Source organism: Ramlibacter pinisoli (assembly GCF_009758015.1).
In the GTDB taxonomy this organism is placed as follows: domain Bacteria; phylum Pseudomonadota; class Gammaproteobacteria; order Burkholderiales; family Burkholderiaceae_C; genus Ramlibacter; species Ramlibacter pinisoli.
In genome coordinates, this window is the sequence record NZ_WSEL01000009.1 from 1,356,747 (window position 1) to 1,371,552 (window position 14,806).

A 14,806-nucleotide genomic window follows, 5' to 3' on the forward strand; every position below is an offset into this window, starting at 1 on the left:
AGCGGCTCAGGCGGCGCCCAGCCTGGCCTGCAGCTCGGCCTCGTAGGCGCCGTCGACCAGGACGAACAGCATGCGGGCGGGCCGCCCCGACCGGTTGGCCCACGCATGGTTGGTGCCGCGCTGCACGACCACGCTGCCGGGCCGCAGCGCCACCTCGGCGTCGTCCAGCACCAGCGTGATCTCGCCCTCGATCACCACGCCGTAGTCCACCGTCTCGGTGCGGTGCATCAGCGGGTGCGGCGCGCCGGCAGCGGTGGTCGATGCCTGGGCATCACCGATCTCGGCGAACGCGCGCTTCGCGTGCGCCGCCATCGCGGCCAGCGAGGCCGGCGTCTCGGGCGGGATGTCGACGAAGCGGATGCGGGTGCCGTGGCGCGGCGGCGGCAACACCAGCGGCCCGAGAGTCGGATCGGCCCCGGCGCGGCCGACCGGGGCCGGGGCGCCGGCCGTGCTCCAGACCTCGTGGAACACGGTGCCCGGCACGGCGGCCACCTCGACGACGGTGGGCAGCGGGCCCTGCTGCGCGACGACGGCCTTGCCGTCCGCATCGTGGCCGGTGACGACGCGGTGGATGGGCGGAAACGGGCTGGCAGCCATGTGGGAGCACTCCACGGTCGGGCGCCTGGCGCCCCTGGCAGATCCGCCCAGCATACGGGGCCCGGCCTACCTTCCAACCCGTCATTGCGGGCTCGACCCGCAATCCATCTGCTGTCCGTGGTCCGGGCGTGGCCTCGTTCCGGAGATGGATGCCGGGTCGAGCCCGGCATGACGACTCACAGGGTCGGCCCGGCATGACGACTCACAGGGTCGGCCCGGCATGACGACTCATAGGGTCGGGCCCGGCATGACGACTTTCAGGGAGGAGCACGGCCTCCCCCGACCCCGTCATTGCGGGCTCGACCCGCAATCCATCTCCCATCCGTGGGCCGGGTGTGGCCTCGTTCCGGAGGTGGATGCCGCGTCGAGCCCGGCATGACGGCTCCGAGGATCCGGCCTCGGCAGCAGCCCCGCAGCCGGGCGTTAGCATCGGCACATGGCCTTCCGTCCCATCATCACGAGCCTGCTCGACAACGACCTGTACAAGTTCACCATGTGGCAGGCGATGCTGCATCGGTTCCCGCAGACCTCGGCCGAGTACGAGTTCATGTGCCGCAAGAAGCCGGCCTTCCCGCTGGCCCACCTGGTGGACGAGGTGAACGAGCAGCTCGACCACCTGTGCACGCTGCGCTTCCAGGAGGACGAACTGGCCTACCTGGCGGGCCTGCGCTTCATCAAGTCGGACTTCGTCGATTTCCTGCGCCTGTTCCAGTTCCAGCGCCGCTTCATCCGGGCCTGGGCCGATGGCGAGCACCTGCGCATCCGGGCGGTCGGGCCGCAGGTCCACGTGATGGACTTCGAGATCCACGTGCTGTCGCTGGTCAACGAGCTGTACTTCCGCCGCGTCGACCAGGAGGAGGCTGTGCAGGTCGGGCGCGAGCGGCTGGTCGCCAAGATGGCGGCGCTGCAGGCGGTGGCCGACCAGCCGCCGCGCAACTTCCCGCTCGAGGTGTTCGACTTCGGCGTGCGCCGGCGTTTCTCCGGCGCCTGGCAGCGCGAGGTGGTGACCATGCTGCGCGACCGGCTGCCGCAGGTGTTCAAGGGCACCTCCAATGTGCTGCTCGCGCGCGACCTGGGCCTGGTTCCCATCGGCACGATGGCGCACGAGTACATGCAGACCTACCAGGCGCTGGGGGTGCGCCTGCGCGACTTCCAGCGCGCCGCGCTCGAGGGCTGGGTGCAGGAATACCGCGGCGACCTGGGCACCGCGCTCACCGACGTCGTGGGCATGGACGCCTTCCTGGCCGACTTCGACCTGTACTTCGCCAAGCTGTTCGACGGCCTGCGGCACGACTCGGGCGATCCCATCGCCTGGGGCGAGAAGGCGCTCGCGCACTACCGCAAGCTGCGCATCGAGCCGGTGACCAAGCGGCTGGTGTTCTCCGACGGCCTGGACGTGCCGCGCGTGCTGCAGATCTACGACGCCTTCGCCGACCGCGTGCCCACCGGCTTCGGCATCGGCACCAACCTCACCAACGACGTCGGCCACGAGCCGATCCAGATCGTGATGAAGCTGGCGGTCGCCAACGGCCAGACCGTGGCCAAGCTGTCCGACGCGCCCGGCAAGGTGCAGAGCCAGGACGAGACGTTCCTGGCGTACCTCAGGCAGGTGTTCAACGTGCCGACGCCCTGAGCTTTCATGTGGGTGTTGGTGGAGCACCCGCAGTCATCCCAAGCATGGATCCCCCTCACCCCAACCCTCTCCCCCGGGGGGGAGAGGGGGCGGAGCTTGAAGGTGCCGTAGCCGCGCCCGGTGGCCAGCACTGCGCGAGCGGACGCGCAGCGAGGGGCGCACGAATCATGCGCGGGGCCTCTTACAGGTTCAGCCCGCAGTGCGGGGTATGCCCGGCCTCAGCCGTGCTTCAGGTCCGTGAGCTCGTGCTGGAGATTTTCCACCCGCGAGTGGATGCGGCTCACGTCCTGCATGGCGGCGCGGATCTCGGCATAGGAGTCGCTCATGGCGCGTAGGTGGTGGGCACGGCGGAGCGCTTCGGCTTCTTCCGCCCGGACGGTCGTCAGCTTCTCCTTGACGGAGTCGATGGTGGCTTGGTTCGGCATGGCGGCAGTCTGGGCCCAACCGCGTAGTCAAACGTGTTACCGACCTCGGCGCAGACGATTCGGGATGCAAAAGCGTAGCCCGGCACTTGGGGCCACGCTGAAACATCGGTGGCCGGACAGGGCCGCTCAATCGCGCGGCAGCGCCTGCATCGCCAGCTCGTAGGAATGCAGCCGCGCCCGGTGGTCGAACACCTGCGAGGTGACCATCAGTTCGTCGGCGCCGGTGCGCGCGATGAACGCCTGCAGGCCGCGCCGCACGGTGGCCGGCGAGCCGATGGCGCTGCACGAGAGCACGTCGTCCAGCATGGCCCGGGCCTGCGGCGGCAGGGTCTGCAGGTAGCCGGGCACCGGGGGCGGCAGCTGGCTCGGGCGGCCGGTGCGCAGGTTGACGAACGCCTGCTGCATCGACGTAGCGAGCAGTTCAGCCTCCTCGTCGGTCTCGGCGGCGAACACGTTGAAGCCCAGCATCACGTATGGCCGCGCCAGCTGCGGCGACGGCCGGAAGGTGGTGCGGTAGATGTCGATGGCCTGCAGCATCTGCGCCGGCGCGAAGTGCGACGCGAACGCATAGGGCAAGCCCAGCATGGCGGCAAGCTGGGCACCGAACAGGCTGGAACCCAGGATCCACACCGGCACCTTCAGCCCCCGCCCCGGCACCGCGCGGATCGTCTGGCGCGGCTGGTCGGACATCAGGTCCATCAGTTCCACCACGTCCTGCGGGAAGGCGTCGGGATCGGAGGCCAGGTCGCGGCGCAGCGCGCGGGCCGTGGCCTGGTCCGAGCCCGGCGCACGGCCGAGCCCGAGGTCGATGCGGCCCGGGTAGAGCGACTCGAGCGTGCCGAACTGCTCGGCGATCACCAGCGGCGAATGGTTGGGCAACATGATCCCGCCGGCGCCGACCCGGATCGTGCGGGTGCCGCCGGCCACATGTCCGATCAGCACGGCCGTCGCGGCGCTGGCGATGCCGGGCATGCCGTGGTGCTCGGCCAGCCAGAAGCGGCGGTACCCCAGCCGTTCGGCGTGCTGCGCGAGCTCGAGCGAACGGCGGAACGAGGCGGCGGCATCGCTGCCCTCGGTGATGGGGGCGAGGTCGAGGACGGACAGGGCAGTGGGCATCGGGGTCAGGTGGGGACGCGGGCGCCATTGGCAAGCTGGGGCGGCGCGGGGGGAGCGAGGTAAGAAGGATGGATTAGTCTTGTCCGCTCGTCATGACGGACTCGACACGCAAGTGCCGTCACGGCGGACTCGGCCCTCCAATGTCGTCAGGGCGGGCTTGCCCTCCAACGTCGTCATGCCGGGCTCGACCCTCAAGTGACGTCCAGCCGGGCTCGACCCTCAAGTGACGTCCAGCCGGGCTCGACCCCAAAGTGTCGTCATGCCGGGCTCGACCCGGCATCCATCTCCGGAACCAGGCCGCACCTGGACCACGGATGGGAGATGGATTGCGGGTCAAGCCCGCAATGACGGGGCGAGTGGGTGTTCGGCTGGCGGATCGAGCCCGCAATGACGGGAGCGCGGGTCACCCCGCAGTGCCGGGAGCAATGGATGGCCAGGCCGCATCCGGGTTTCCGCGCTAGGTGGCATGCCACGCGGCACCCAAGATCGCGCCGCGCGCACTGCTCGGCCGGCCGGGGGGCCGGGGCGCGGCGCGAACGAAAGGCATCCATGAAGAAGCAGTCGAGCGCGTTCCAGGCTGGCCTGGCGATGCGCAAGCAGGTCCTCGGCGCCGACTACGTCGAGAAATCGCTGGCCGAGGCCGACGAGTTCAACCGACCGTTCCAGGAGATCCTGACCGAGTTCGCCTGGGGCACCGTCTGGACCCGGCCGGGCCTGTCGCTCAAGACCCGCAGCATGCTCACGCTGGCCATGTGCGTCGCGCTGAACCGGCCGCACGAGGTCAAGCTGCACCTGCGCGGCGCGGTGCGCAACGGCTGCACCGACGAGGAGATCCGCGAGCTGCTGCTGCATGCGTTCATCTACTGCGGCGGCCCCGCGGCGGTGGACGGCTTCAACAACGTGCGCGCCCTGCTGCCCACCATCCGCGCCGAAGAGAGCGCCAAGGCGGGCCAGGCCGCGGACAGCGGAACGGCCGGCAAGGGCAGCAAGGGCCCCAAGGCCGACAAGCCCGACAAGGCTGCGAAGAACGGTAAGGCCGGCAAGGGCGGCAAGGCCCGCAAGGCCGCCGGGACCATCGCGCCGCCCGACCAGGCCCGCGCCGCCGGCAAGCGCGCGCCGCGCAGCAACGCCACCTGATCCCATTCCCCGCCCGGAGACGCCCATGCCCGTCGCTTCCACCCCCACTCCCGCGGCGCCCGCCGGCGGCCCGAACCGGCGCCAGCTGCTGGCCGCGGGGCTGTCCCTGGCGGCTGCAGGGCCCGCGCTGGCGCAGTCGGCGGCGCCGGCCGGCTACCCGAACAAGCCGGTCCGGCTGATCGTGCCCTTCCCGCCCGGGGGCGGCAACGACGTCATCGCGCGCGTCGTCGGCCAGAAGCTCGGCGAGCGGCTCGGGCAGTCGGTGGTCATCGACAACCGCGGCGGCGGCAACGGCACCATCGGGCTGGCGGCGCTGGCCCAGTCGGCGCCCGACGGCTACACGCTGGCGGTGGGCGCCGCCGGCCCCATGGCGGTGAACCCCAGCCTGTACGAGAAGCTGCCGTACGACCCGCTGCGCGACTTCGCGTCCATCACCAACATGGTGAACTTTCCACTGCTGCTGGTCACCCACCCCAGCGTGCCGGCCAGGACCGTGCGCGACCTCGTGGAACTGGCGAAGGCCAGGCCGAACGCGCTGTTCTATGCCTCGCCGGGCAGCGGCAACTCGGGCCACCTCGCCGGCGAACTCTTCAACAGCATGGCCAAGGTGAGCATCACCCACGTGCCGTACAAGGGCCAGGGGCCGGCGCTCGCCGACCTGCTGGCCGGCCAGGTGCAGATGCTGTACAGCAGCATCCCGTCGGTCATGCAGCACGTGCAGCAGGGCCGGCTCAACGCCATCGCGGTGGGCAGCGCGCAGCGCATCGCGTCGCTACCCAACGTGCCCACCATCGCCGAGACCATCCCGGGTTACGAGGCGTACTCGTGGGTGGGCATGGTGGCGCCGAAAGGGACACCGCGGGAGATCGTCGCCCGCCTGCACCGCGAGATCGTCGACATCCTCAAGCAGAAGGACGTCGAGGACAAGCTGGTGGGCGAAGGCGCCATCCCGGTCGGCGACACGCCGGAGCAGTTCGCCGCCTACATCGCCGCCGAGATCACCAAGTGGGGCGCGGTGGTGAAGTCGGCCAACATCAAGGCCGACTAGAACGACCGGGATCGTGTCGGTAGCAACCTCAGCTGCGCGGGCAGCGATGCCTGCCGCCCGATCGACGACGCCACCCTGGCGCCGGGACCCTGCGCAGGACGACACCGCCCCGGTCGGCGAGGTGGTGAGCGGCATGGCGGGAATCCCGACCAGATCCGGCAACTAATCCCCTGGCGGCGACGCCCGCTGCGTGCGGAAACGCCACGCAGGGCAGTCCCCAGAAATGAGGAGGGCGCGCCCCTCCTCCACGCACATCCAGCACGCCTGCCATTGCACGGCGCGCTGGCGGCGGGTCTTGCCGCATCACGCCTGCCGACGGTTGACCATCGCTGCATCAGGTGGCGGCAAGGTTCGGTGTCCGCGCGTGAAAGGGCAAAGCACGCGTAATGGATCGCCACCACGATTCGGCCGCATCGCACACTGCCCCGCGCTTCGGGCGAATGAACCCGGACCACACGAGCCCGCACCGCGGACGTGCACCACGGAGAACCGCCATGCCACTGACCTTCCCCTCCTTGCCACGGTGCCGAAGGGCGCCGTGGTCCGCCCTGGCCGCGCTGGCCACCTCCCTGACGCTGCTCGCGGCCGCCCCGGCGTCCGCGCAGGTCATCGACAACCCGCCGTTGCTGCCCAAAGCGATCACGATCTTTCCGCAGCGCGACTTCGTGTCGATCGAGGGGTTCGCGCCCAATGCCGACCTGCTCGTGCAGGTGCTGCGCGGCGGCGTGCTGAGCGAGGCGACGGGCCGCACCGACTCCAGCGGCCTGCTCGAGGTCAACCATCCGGGCGGCGTGTGCTGGAACACGGTGACACCCGACATCGGCCCGGCCGACGTGGTGCAGGCCACCTACCGCGCCACCGCCAACAACCAGGCGATCGTGCCGGCGGTGGTCCTGGGCTCCGGGGCGGCCGCGGTGACGAAGGACGTGGCGGCCAGCCAGGCCTTCGATGCGGGCAACGGGACGGTGGTGGTCAAGGGAACCGCCAGGCAGCCCGATGGCAGCCCCATCCCGCTGGCCAACCTCGAGGTGCGCATCATCAACCCCGATTTCCGCAACCCGCCGGCGAGCCGGATCACCCGGCGCGACATCCGGGCCGACAGCACCGGTGGCCGGGTCGACGGCGTTCCCGGCGGCAGCGGCCAGTTGGCCTACGACACCCCCGGCGGCATCAACTTCACGGCCGTGTTCACCGGCCTGAGCCTCACCGAGCGCCAGCTCGCGGTCAACGGGCAGACGCGCATCATGGGCTGGCAGCAGACCACGGCGGCCGGCGACCGCCTCGGCGTCACGATCTACGAGGTCGGCGAGGTCGGCGGGCCCGGCATCGGCGGCTGCCCGCCCGGTCCTGGTGGCGCGGTGCCGCCGGCGGCCCCCGAACCGCCGGTGCATTACGTCCCGGCCCAGCTGCTCGACGCGACCGCGCCGCAGCCGGCCCTGGTCACCGTGTTCCCGGAGCGCGACTTCGTGTCGATCGAAGGCTTCCCGGCCGGCACCGAACTGCAGGTGGTGGTGCGGCGTGGCACGGCGACTGCCCCGCTGGTGGTCGGTACGGCACGCGGCGTCGTGCCGGCCGGCGGCATCTTCGAGGTCAACCATCCCGGCGGTGTGTGCTGGTCCGGGCAGACGCCCGACATCGTGGCGGGCGACTGGATCGACGTGTTCTCGATCGTGTCGCTGACGTTCTCCGCCGGGCAGAAGCAGCAGGTGATCGACACCCGGGTGACCAAGAGCGCCACCATCTCCTCCAACACGGTGCAGGTCGTCGGACGCTCGGTCGACCCGCGCACCGGCCGGGCGCTGGCCCTGACCCTGATGGAGCAGCGCATCATCAATCCCGCCTTCGTCGACACCCGCATCGGCCGCCGCGACATCCGTGCCGACACCGCCGGCGGACGGCTGGGCAACGTGCCGAACTCGCGCGGCCTGCTGGTCTCCACGGGCAGCGGCGGCGGCACCGAGTGGCGGGCCACCTACAGCGGCCTGAACGCCACCGAGATGGCGCTGGCAGTGGCCGGGCAGAACCGCGCCATGGCCTGGTTCTCCACCAACGCCGCCGGCGACCGCTTCGGCGTGACGATCTCCGAGTTCGGCGAGGTCGGCGGCCCGGGCTTTGGTGGCTGCCCCGCGACGGGATCGGCGACGATTCCGATTCCCTGAGGGCAAGGCCACCAAAGACTCGTCATGCCGGGCTCGACCCGGCATCCATCCCCGGAACCAGGCCGCACCTGAACCTCGATCGGGAGATGGATTCCGGGTCAAGCCCGCAATGACGGGGACGACATCGTCATGCCGGGCTCGACCCGGCATCCATCGCCGGAACCAGGCCGCCCCCGAACCTCGATCGGGAGATGGATTGCGGGTCAAGCCCGCAATGACGGGGACGACAACGTCATGCCGGGCTCGACCCGGCATCCATCCCCGGAACCAGGCCGCACCCGAACCTCGATCGGGAGATGGATTGCGGGTCGAGCCCGCAATGACGGGGGACGCGGGTCGAGCCCGCAATGACGGGAACGCAGGTCAAGCCCGCACGGGAACGCAGGTCGGGCCCGCAGACGGGAGCGCAGGCCCAGCTCGCGACGAGGGGAGCGGGCACGCCGGGCTCGTCGGCCGGCCCCTACACTGCGGGCCCATGCAACAGGTCACCTCCGCCCTCCTGCCCGTGATGCTGTTGACCGCGGTGGGCGTGGTGGCCGGGCGGCTGCGCTGGATCCGGCCCGAGGCGGTGAAGGACCTGTCGAACCTGGTCTTCCTGGTGCTGACGCCGGCCCTGCTGTTCCGCACCATGGGTGGCGTGCAGCCCGGGCAGGTCGCACTGGCGCCGGTGGCCACCTACTTCGGGGCCTGCCTCCTGATCTTCCTGGGCACCCTGGCCGTGCGCGGCTGGAACCGCGCGGCGGCGGTGCAGGGGCTGGCGGCGGTCTTCAGCAACAACTTCATGATCGGCGTGCCGCTGGTGGGGCTGGTGTGGGGCGAGGCCGGCCTTGCGCACCTGTTCCCGCTGATCTCGCTGCACTCGCTGGTGCTGCTCACGCTGGCCACGCTGGCGCTGGAGCTGGCGCCGGGCACGGCGCCCACCGGCCTGCACCCGGCCCGCGCGGTGCTGCAGGCGATCCGCAGCGCCATCTGGCATCCGGTGCCGCTGCCCATCCTGGCCGGGCTGGCCTGGGGCCAGACGGGCTGGGCGATCCCGGAGGTGGTCGACAAGCCGCTGCAACTGCTCGGCCAGGCGCTGGGCCCGGTGGCGCTGCTGATGGTCGGCGTGTCGCTGGCCAACACCCGCCTGGGGCCGCAGTGGCGCGGTGCCCTGGTGCTCGCCCTGCTCAAGACGGCCGTGCACCCGCTGCTGGTGCTGGGCATCGGGCTGGCACTCGGGCTCTCGGGCCAGGCCTTCGCCGTGATGGTGCTGGCCGCCTGCCTGCCGATCGGCGCCAACGTGTTCCTGTTCTCGCAGCGCTACGGCGTGGTGCAGGACCAGGTGACCGCGGCCGTCGCCGTCTCCACCTTCACTGCCGTGGTCTCGATCGCCATCGCCCTGGCTCTGCTGGCACCGGGCCGCTGAGGCTCAGCGGGCGGAAGCTGCCGGCCGGCAATCGCGTTCCTCGCGCTGCAGCAGGCGGTTGAGCCGCTCCGCCTCGGCGTCGGGCAGCTCGCAGTCGGCATGGCCATCGGTCTGGCCGCTGGATTCCAGCCGGGCGCAGGCCTCGGCCCATCGCACGTCGTGGGACAGCAGGACCCCTTCGACGCACTGCGCGCGCGCACCCTGCTGGGTTCTGGGGGCGACCTGGGCGAGGAACCGTCCAACCGGCGGCTGGCTCGCCAGCTGGAGCATGCCGGCGGCGAGCAACGCGAGGACGACGGCTGCCAGCAGCAGCCCGATGGGTGGGCGTCCGTCCACCCACAACGGCTTGTGGAACGGTCCTCGCATCGGTCCATGGTAGGACACGGGGGGCTCGCGCGCAGGCCGTTTTGCACTGCCCCAGCGGGCAGGAGGCCGACCGTGGAGAAGCCTCGTGAACCCGGCAGTTGACCGCTGGGGCCATTGCAGCGGTTCGGGTGCGTCTCCGTCATTGCGGGCTCGACCCGCAATCCATCTCCCGATCGTGAGTCAGGTGCGGCGTCGCGTCCCGGAGATGGATGCCGGGTCGAGCCCGGCATGACGGTGTCGGGGGTCGAGCCCGGCATGACGAAATCGGGGGTGAGCCGGGCACAGATGCCGTCCCCGTCATTGCGGGCTCGACCCGCAATCCATCTCCCAATCAAGGCTCGGGCGCGGCCGCGTTCCGGAGATGGATGCCGGGTCAAGCCCGGCGTGACGATGTCGGGGATGACGACTTCGAGAGGAGAGCGGGAGCAGCGCGCCCCTCAGTCCACCTTCGCGCCCGAGTCCTTCACGATCCGGGCCCACTTGCCGGCCTCGGCGCGCTGGAAGGCGCCGAACTGCTCGGGGGTGCCGCCGACGATCTGCATGCCCAGGCCCTGCAGCTTCTCCTGCACCTCGGGCAGTTGCAGGGCCTTGGTGACCTCGGCGTTGACGCGCGCCACGATCTCGCGCGGGGTCCCGGCCGGGGCGAGCAGGCCGAACCACTGCAGGGCCTCGAAGCCGGGCAGGCCCGACGCCGCCACCGTGGGCAGCTGGGGCGCCACCGGCGACGCCTTGGCGTCGGTGACCGCCAGCGCGTGCAGCTTGCCGGCCTGCACGTAGGGCAGGAAGGCCACCGCGGTACCGAACGCCACCTGCACCCGGCCGGCGACCAGGTCCAGCGTCATCGGCGAGTCGCCCTTGTACGGCACATGCTGCAGGTCGACGCCGGCCAGCGACTTGAAGTACTCCGCCGTCAGGTGCGACACGCTGCCGTTGCCGGTGGAGCCGAACATCAGCTGCCCCGGCCTGGCCTTGGCGAGCGCGATGAATTCGGCCACCGACTTGGCCGGCACCGAGGGGTGCACCACCATCAAGATGGTGGCGGTGCCCAGCAGCGACACCGGCACGAAGTCGCGCGTGGCGTCGTAGGGCAGCTTGGGGTACAGCGCCGGCGCGATGGCGTGCGTGCTGCTCGTGCCCAGCAGCAGGGTGTAGCCGTCCGGCGGCGCCTTGGCGGCCACGTCGGAGCCGCTGGTGCCGCCGGCGCCGGCGCGGTTGTCGACCACCACCGCCTGCCCGAGCGACTGCGCCAGCTTGTCGGCCACCAGGCGGCCCACGATGTCGGTGGAGCCGCCGGCCGGGAACGGGACCACCAGCCGGATCGGCTTGGCAGGCCAGGCCTGCGCGAAGGCGGACCCGGTGGCGAGCGCGAGGACGGCGACGGCGACGAGGGTGCGGCGGGACAAGGGCATGGGCAACTCCTGCAGAAACGATCGGCGCTCAGGCCGCGGCCATTTCCGGACGGGACGCGGTGTGCGGCGCCGCACCGAGCAGCGCGTCGGCGATGCGCTGCGCCGTGTTCAGGGAATCGGTCAGGCCCAGGTGGCCGTGGCCGGTGGCCAGCCACAGGCCGGGACGCCCGGCGACGGGGCCGACCACCGGCACCGAGTCGGGCATGCAGGGACGGTGGCCCATCCAGGTGCGGGTGGTCAGGTCGTCCAGGCCGCGGAAGGTCTCGCGTGCGATGCGGCCGAGCACGGCGGCGCGGCGCGCGTCGGGGGGCGCCTGCAGGCCGCCGATCTCCACCGTGCCACCGACGCGCAGGCCTTCCTCCATCGGCGTGACGAAGACCTTGCGGTCGGCCAGCACCACGGTGCGCGAGACCACGTCGCGCCCGCCCTCGAACTGCAGGTGGTAGCCACGCTGGCTCTCCAGCGCCAGCTGGACGCCCAGCGGCGCGACCAGCGTCCGCGACCAGGCACCGGCGGCGACCACGGCGTCGTCGAAGGCCGGCTCGCCAGTGCCCGGCAGGTGCCAGCGGCCGTCCTGCGCCAGCAGGGCCGCGACGCCGGCGCGCACGATGCGGCCGCCGGCATCGGCATAGGCCTTGGCCATCGCCTGCACGTAGCGGAACGGGTTGAGGATGGTGGCGTGGTCGGCCAGGTACATGCCGATCTGGTAGCGGGCCGACACGCCGGGCTCCAGCGCCTCGATGCCGCCGCGGTCCAGCCGCTCGACGCGGTAGCCGTAGGCCTCGCGCAGGCGCCAGCCGCCGGCGTCCTTGGCCAGTGCCCTGGCATCGGGGTACAGGTGCAGGTGGCCGCGGCGCAGGAACAGCTCGGGCACGCCGAGCTCGCGCGTCATGGCCTCGTGGGCGTCCAGCGCCCCGGCGTGGATGGCGGCCAGCCGGGCCGCCGCAGCCTCGACCGCCGCCGGCCGCGCCGAGGCGACGAAGCGCAGCAGCCAGGGCAGCGCCTGCGGCAGGTAGCGCAGCGGCAGGTAGAGCGGGCTCTCGTCGTCGAACAGCATGCCCGGCACCGAGGCCAGCACGCCGGGCATGGCCAGCGGCGCCACCGAGGCCGGGCTCACCGCGCCGGAGTTGCCGTAGCTGCAGCCGCGCCCTGGCTCGTCGCGGTCGACCAGGGTGACGTCGGCGCCGCGCCGGCGCAGCGCCAGCGCGATGCTGGTGCCGACGATGCCGGCGCCGACGACCGCGATGCGCCGGGTGCCGGCAGCGCCGGGTGCGGCGGCGGCCATCAGCGCGCCGTCCCGCGCTTGTCGGCCACGATGCGGCCGTCCTTGAGCACCAGCTGCAGCCGGCGCACGTTGTTGATGTCCTCGAGCGGGTTGGCGCCCACCACGATGAGGTCGGCGATCTTGCCCTTCTCCACCGTGCCCAGCTGCTCGCCCATGCCGCAGATCGCGGCCCCGTTGCGGGTGGCGGCCACCAGGGCCTGCCAGGGCGTCGCGCCGTCGCGCACCCACAGCCCGAGCTCGAGCAGCGCGGCGTCCTTGAGCGGCCGGATGTCCGAGCCCAGCGCCATCTTCACGCCCGCCTTCAGGGCCTTGATGAAGCCGTGCTGGTGCACGTCGGACGCCGCGTCGGCACGGCAGCACAGCGACTGCGCCAGGTTGCGGTTCTTCACCCAGCGCTTTTCCCAGTCGTTGCTGGCCTGGCCAGGCGTGAGGTGGCTGATGGACAGCGTGGGCACGTACCAGGCGTCGTGCTCGAGGAACAGCTCGATGCACTCGTCGTCGAGGATGTAGCCGTGCTCGATGCTGTGCGCGCCGGCCAGGATGGCGGCCTTGACCGCGGCCGGGTTGGTGGCGTGCGCCATCACCTTGAACTCGCGCAGCTTGCAGATGTCGAACGCCGCCTTCAGTTCGTCGGGCAGCAGGAACGAGTGCCGGTGCAGGTCCCAGGCCGGGCCCATGATGCCGCCCGAGAGGTTGAGCTTGATGTGGTCGACGCCGTTCTTGATCTGCTCGCGGATCGCCGTCACCCAGCCGTACGGACCGTCGACTTCCAGCGCATGGCCCGAGGTGAGGAAGTGGCCGCCGGTGGTGGTGAGGAAGTGGCCGGCCGCGAACAGGCGCGGGCCCAGGTGCTGGCCGGAGTCGAACGCGCGTTTCCAGGCCACGTCCATGTAGTGGTGCGCGCCGGCGCAGCGCAGGCCGACGATGCCCGACTCGAGCAGCGCCTGCTGCAACCGGTGGCCGAACAGGGTCACCTGCTCGGGCAGCGGCATGTCGGTGAGCGACTGGAAGTAGTCGGGGTGGATGTGCACGTCCCACAGGCCGGGTAGCAGGTAGGCGCCCTTCAGGTCGACGACCTCGGCATCGCCGACGGCCGGCGCGCTGCCGGCCGGGAAGATGTCGCGGATGCGGCCGTCCTCGAGCAGGACGGCGCAGTCGGGGCGGGCTTGCGGGTCGACGCAGTCGATCAGCGTCGCATGGGTCAGCAGGGTTCTCATGGGGTCTCGTTGCGGCGGGCTCACTCGGCGACGATGCCGACCTTGCCTGCCAGGTCCTTCCACTTGGCCACCTCGGCCTGCACGAAGCGGGCGAACTCCTCGGGCGTCTGCGGCGAGGCGACGATGCCGCGGTCGGCGAACGCCTTGGACAGCTCGGGCGCGTGCAGCAGGGCCACGCTGTCGGCGTTGATGCGGTCGATGACGGCACGCGGCGTCCTGGCCGGCGCGAACAGCCCGAACCAGGTGCCGCCGGAGAACGATGGCAGGCCGGCCTCGGCGAAGGTGGGCACCTGCGGCGCGCTGGCCAGCCGCTGGCGCGTGGCCACCGCCAGCGCGCGCAGCTTGCCGGCCCGCACGTGCTCCAGCACGGCCGGCGGCGTGTCGAAGGTGTACTGGACCTGGCCGGCGATGAGGTCGACGATGGACGGGCCGCTGCCGCGGTACGGGATGTGGACGCTGCGGATGCCGGTGAGGGACTTGAACAGTTCGCCGGCCAAGTGGTTGGAGGTGTTGTTGCCGAAGGAGGAGTAGCTCAGCTTGCCGGGGTTGGCCTTGCCGTAGGCGATGAACTCCTCCAGCGTGTGGGCCGGCACCGCCGGGTTGACCACCAGGAAGAACGGCACCTGGCCGACGCCGGTGATCGGCTGCAGGTCGCGCACCGGGTCGTACGGCATGGCCTTCATGGTGATGGGCGCGATCGACACCTCGGGCGACGCGGCCAGCAGCAGCGTGTAGCCGTCGGGCTCGGAGCGCACCACGCTGTTGGCACCCAGCGTGCCGCCCGCGCCGGCGCGGTTCTCCACCACGACCTGCTGGCCGAAGCGGTTGCCCAGCTGCTGGGCCAGCAGGCGGCCCGCCACGTCGGTGCTGCCGCCGGGCGGGTAGGCGATGACGATCTTCACCGGCCGCGCGGGCCAGGGGCCGGCCTGCGCATGGGCCATGCCTTGGACCGCGGCGGCGGCCGAAGTGAGCAGGAAAGTACGACGTTGCATGCAGGGTTCTCCAGTCG

12 protein-coding genes and 1 pseudogene are annotated in these 14,806 nt (G+C 71.5%); 5 read left to right on the forward strand and 8 right to left on the reverse strand.

The annotated features are described in order from the left end of the window. Nucleotides 1-6: 6 nt before the first annotated feature. Nucleotides 7-597, reverse strand: coding sequence for a cupin domain-containing protein (locus GON04_RS20880; protein ID WP_157399917.1), 591 nt, complete (start codon nucleotides 595-597; stop codon nucleotides 7-9). A 436-nt stretch (nucleotides 598-1,033) separates the two neighbouring features. On the opposite strand from GON04_RS20880, the gene pncB reads away from it, so the two are divergent. After that, on the forward strand, nucleotides 1,034-2,230 hold the full coding sequence (gene pncB / locus GON04_RS20885; protein WP_157399918.1) for a nicotinate phosphoribosyltransferase: 1,197 nt from the start codon (nucleotides 1,034-1,036) through the stop codon (nucleotides 2,228-2,230). Nucleotides 2,231-2,448: 218 nt separating this feature from the next. Here pncB and GON04_RS20890 read toward each other — a convergent pair whose 3' ends face one another. After that, nucleotides 2,449-2,655, reverse strand: a complete 207-nt coding sequence (locus GON04_RS20890) for a hypothetical protein (RefSeq protein WP_157399919.1) — start codon at nucleotides 2,653-2,655, stop codon at nucleotides 2,449-2,451. A 126-nt stretch (nucleotides 2,656-2,781) separates the two neighbouring features. Then, nucleotides 2,782-3,771, reverse strand: a complete 990-nt coding sequence (locus tag GON04_RS20895) for an LLM class flavin-dependent oxidoreductase (RefSeq protein WP_157399920.1) — start codon at nucleotides 3,769-3,771, stop codon at nucleotides 2,782-2,784. A gap of 549 nt (nucleotides 3,772-4,320) precedes the next feature. Between GON04_RS20895 and GON04_RS26895 the strand changes: the two are divergent. The 4 genes and pseudogenes from GON04_RS26895 to GON04_RS20915 all read left to right on the forward strand — a co-directional run. Continuing rightward, nucleotides 4,321-4,704 (forward strand): annotated as a pseudogene (locus tag GON04_RS26895) (carboxymuconolactone decarboxylase family protein); the annotation flags it as partial. Nucleotides 4,705-4,933: 229 nt separating this feature from the next. After that, the gene (locus GON04_RS20905) at nucleotides 4,934-5,956 is read left to right on the forward strand and encodes a Bug family tripartite tricarboxylate transporter substrate binding protein (protein WP_157399922.1); all 1,023 of its coding nucleotides are present in this window, start codon (nucleotides 4,934-4,936) and stop codon (nucleotides 5,954-5,956) included. 494 nt (nucleotides 5,957-6,450) lie between these two features. Continuing rightward, entirely contained in the window at nucleotides 6,451-8,115 is a 1,665-nt protein-coding gene (locus GON04_RS20910; protein WP_157399923.1) for a hypothetical protein, read from the forward strand. Nucleotides 8,116-8,590: 475 nt separating this feature from the next. Further along, nucleotides 8,591-9,520 carry an AEC family transporter gene (locus GON04_RS20915; RefSeq protein WP_157399924.1) on the forward strand — a complete coding sequence of 310 codons (930 nt, stop codon included), beginning with the start codon at nucleotides 8,591-8,593 and terminating at the stop codon, nucleotides 9,518-9,520. A 3-nt stretch (nucleotides 9,521-9,523) separates the two neighbouring features. Here GON04_RS20915 and GON04_RS20920 read toward each other — a convergent pair whose 3' ends face one another. The 5 genes from GON04_RS20920 to GON04_RS20940 all read right to left on the reverse strand — a co-directional run bounded on the left by GON04_RS20920 (nucleotide 9,524) and on the right by GON04_RS20940 (nucleotide 14,789). Next, nucleotides 9,524-9,886, reverse strand: a complete 363-nt coding sequence (locus GON04_RS20920; protein ID WP_181653692.1) for a hypothetical protein — start codon at nucleotides 9,884-9,886, stop codon at nucleotides 9,524-9,526. Between the two features lie 437 nt (nucleotides 9,887-10,323). Continuing rightward, complete coding sequence (locus GON04_RS20925) at nucleotides 10,324-11,295, reverse strand: Bug family tripartite tricarboxylate transporter substrate binding protein (RefSeq protein WP_157399926.1); 972 nt, start codon at nucleotides 11,293-11,295, stop codon at nucleotides 10,324-10,326. A 28-nt stretch (nucleotides 11,296-11,323) separates the two neighbouring features. Then, a complete protein-coding gene (locus tag GON04_RS20930; RefSeq protein ID WP_157399927.1) occupies nucleotides 11,324-12,580 on the reverse strand; it encodes an NAD(P)/FAD-dependent oxidoreductase in 1,257 nt (418 codons plus the stop codon). Then, a complete protein-coding gene (locus GON04_RS20935; RefSeq protein ID WP_157399928.1) occupies nucleotides 12,580-13,797 on the reverse strand; it encodes an amidohydrolase family protein in 1,218 nt (405 codons plus the stop codon). The genes GON04_RS20930 and GON04_RS20935 overlap by 1 nt, the downstream gene beginning before the upstream one ends. A gap of 20 nt (nucleotides 13,798-13,817) precedes the next feature. After that, nucleotides 13,818-14,789, reverse strand: a complete 972-nt coding sequence (locus tag GON04_RS20940) for a Bug family tripartite tricarboxylate transporter substrate binding protein (protein WP_157399929.1) — start codon at nucleotides 14,787-14,789, stop codon at nucleotides 13,818-13,820. Between the last annotated feature and the right edge of the window lie 17 nt (nucleotides 14,790-14,806).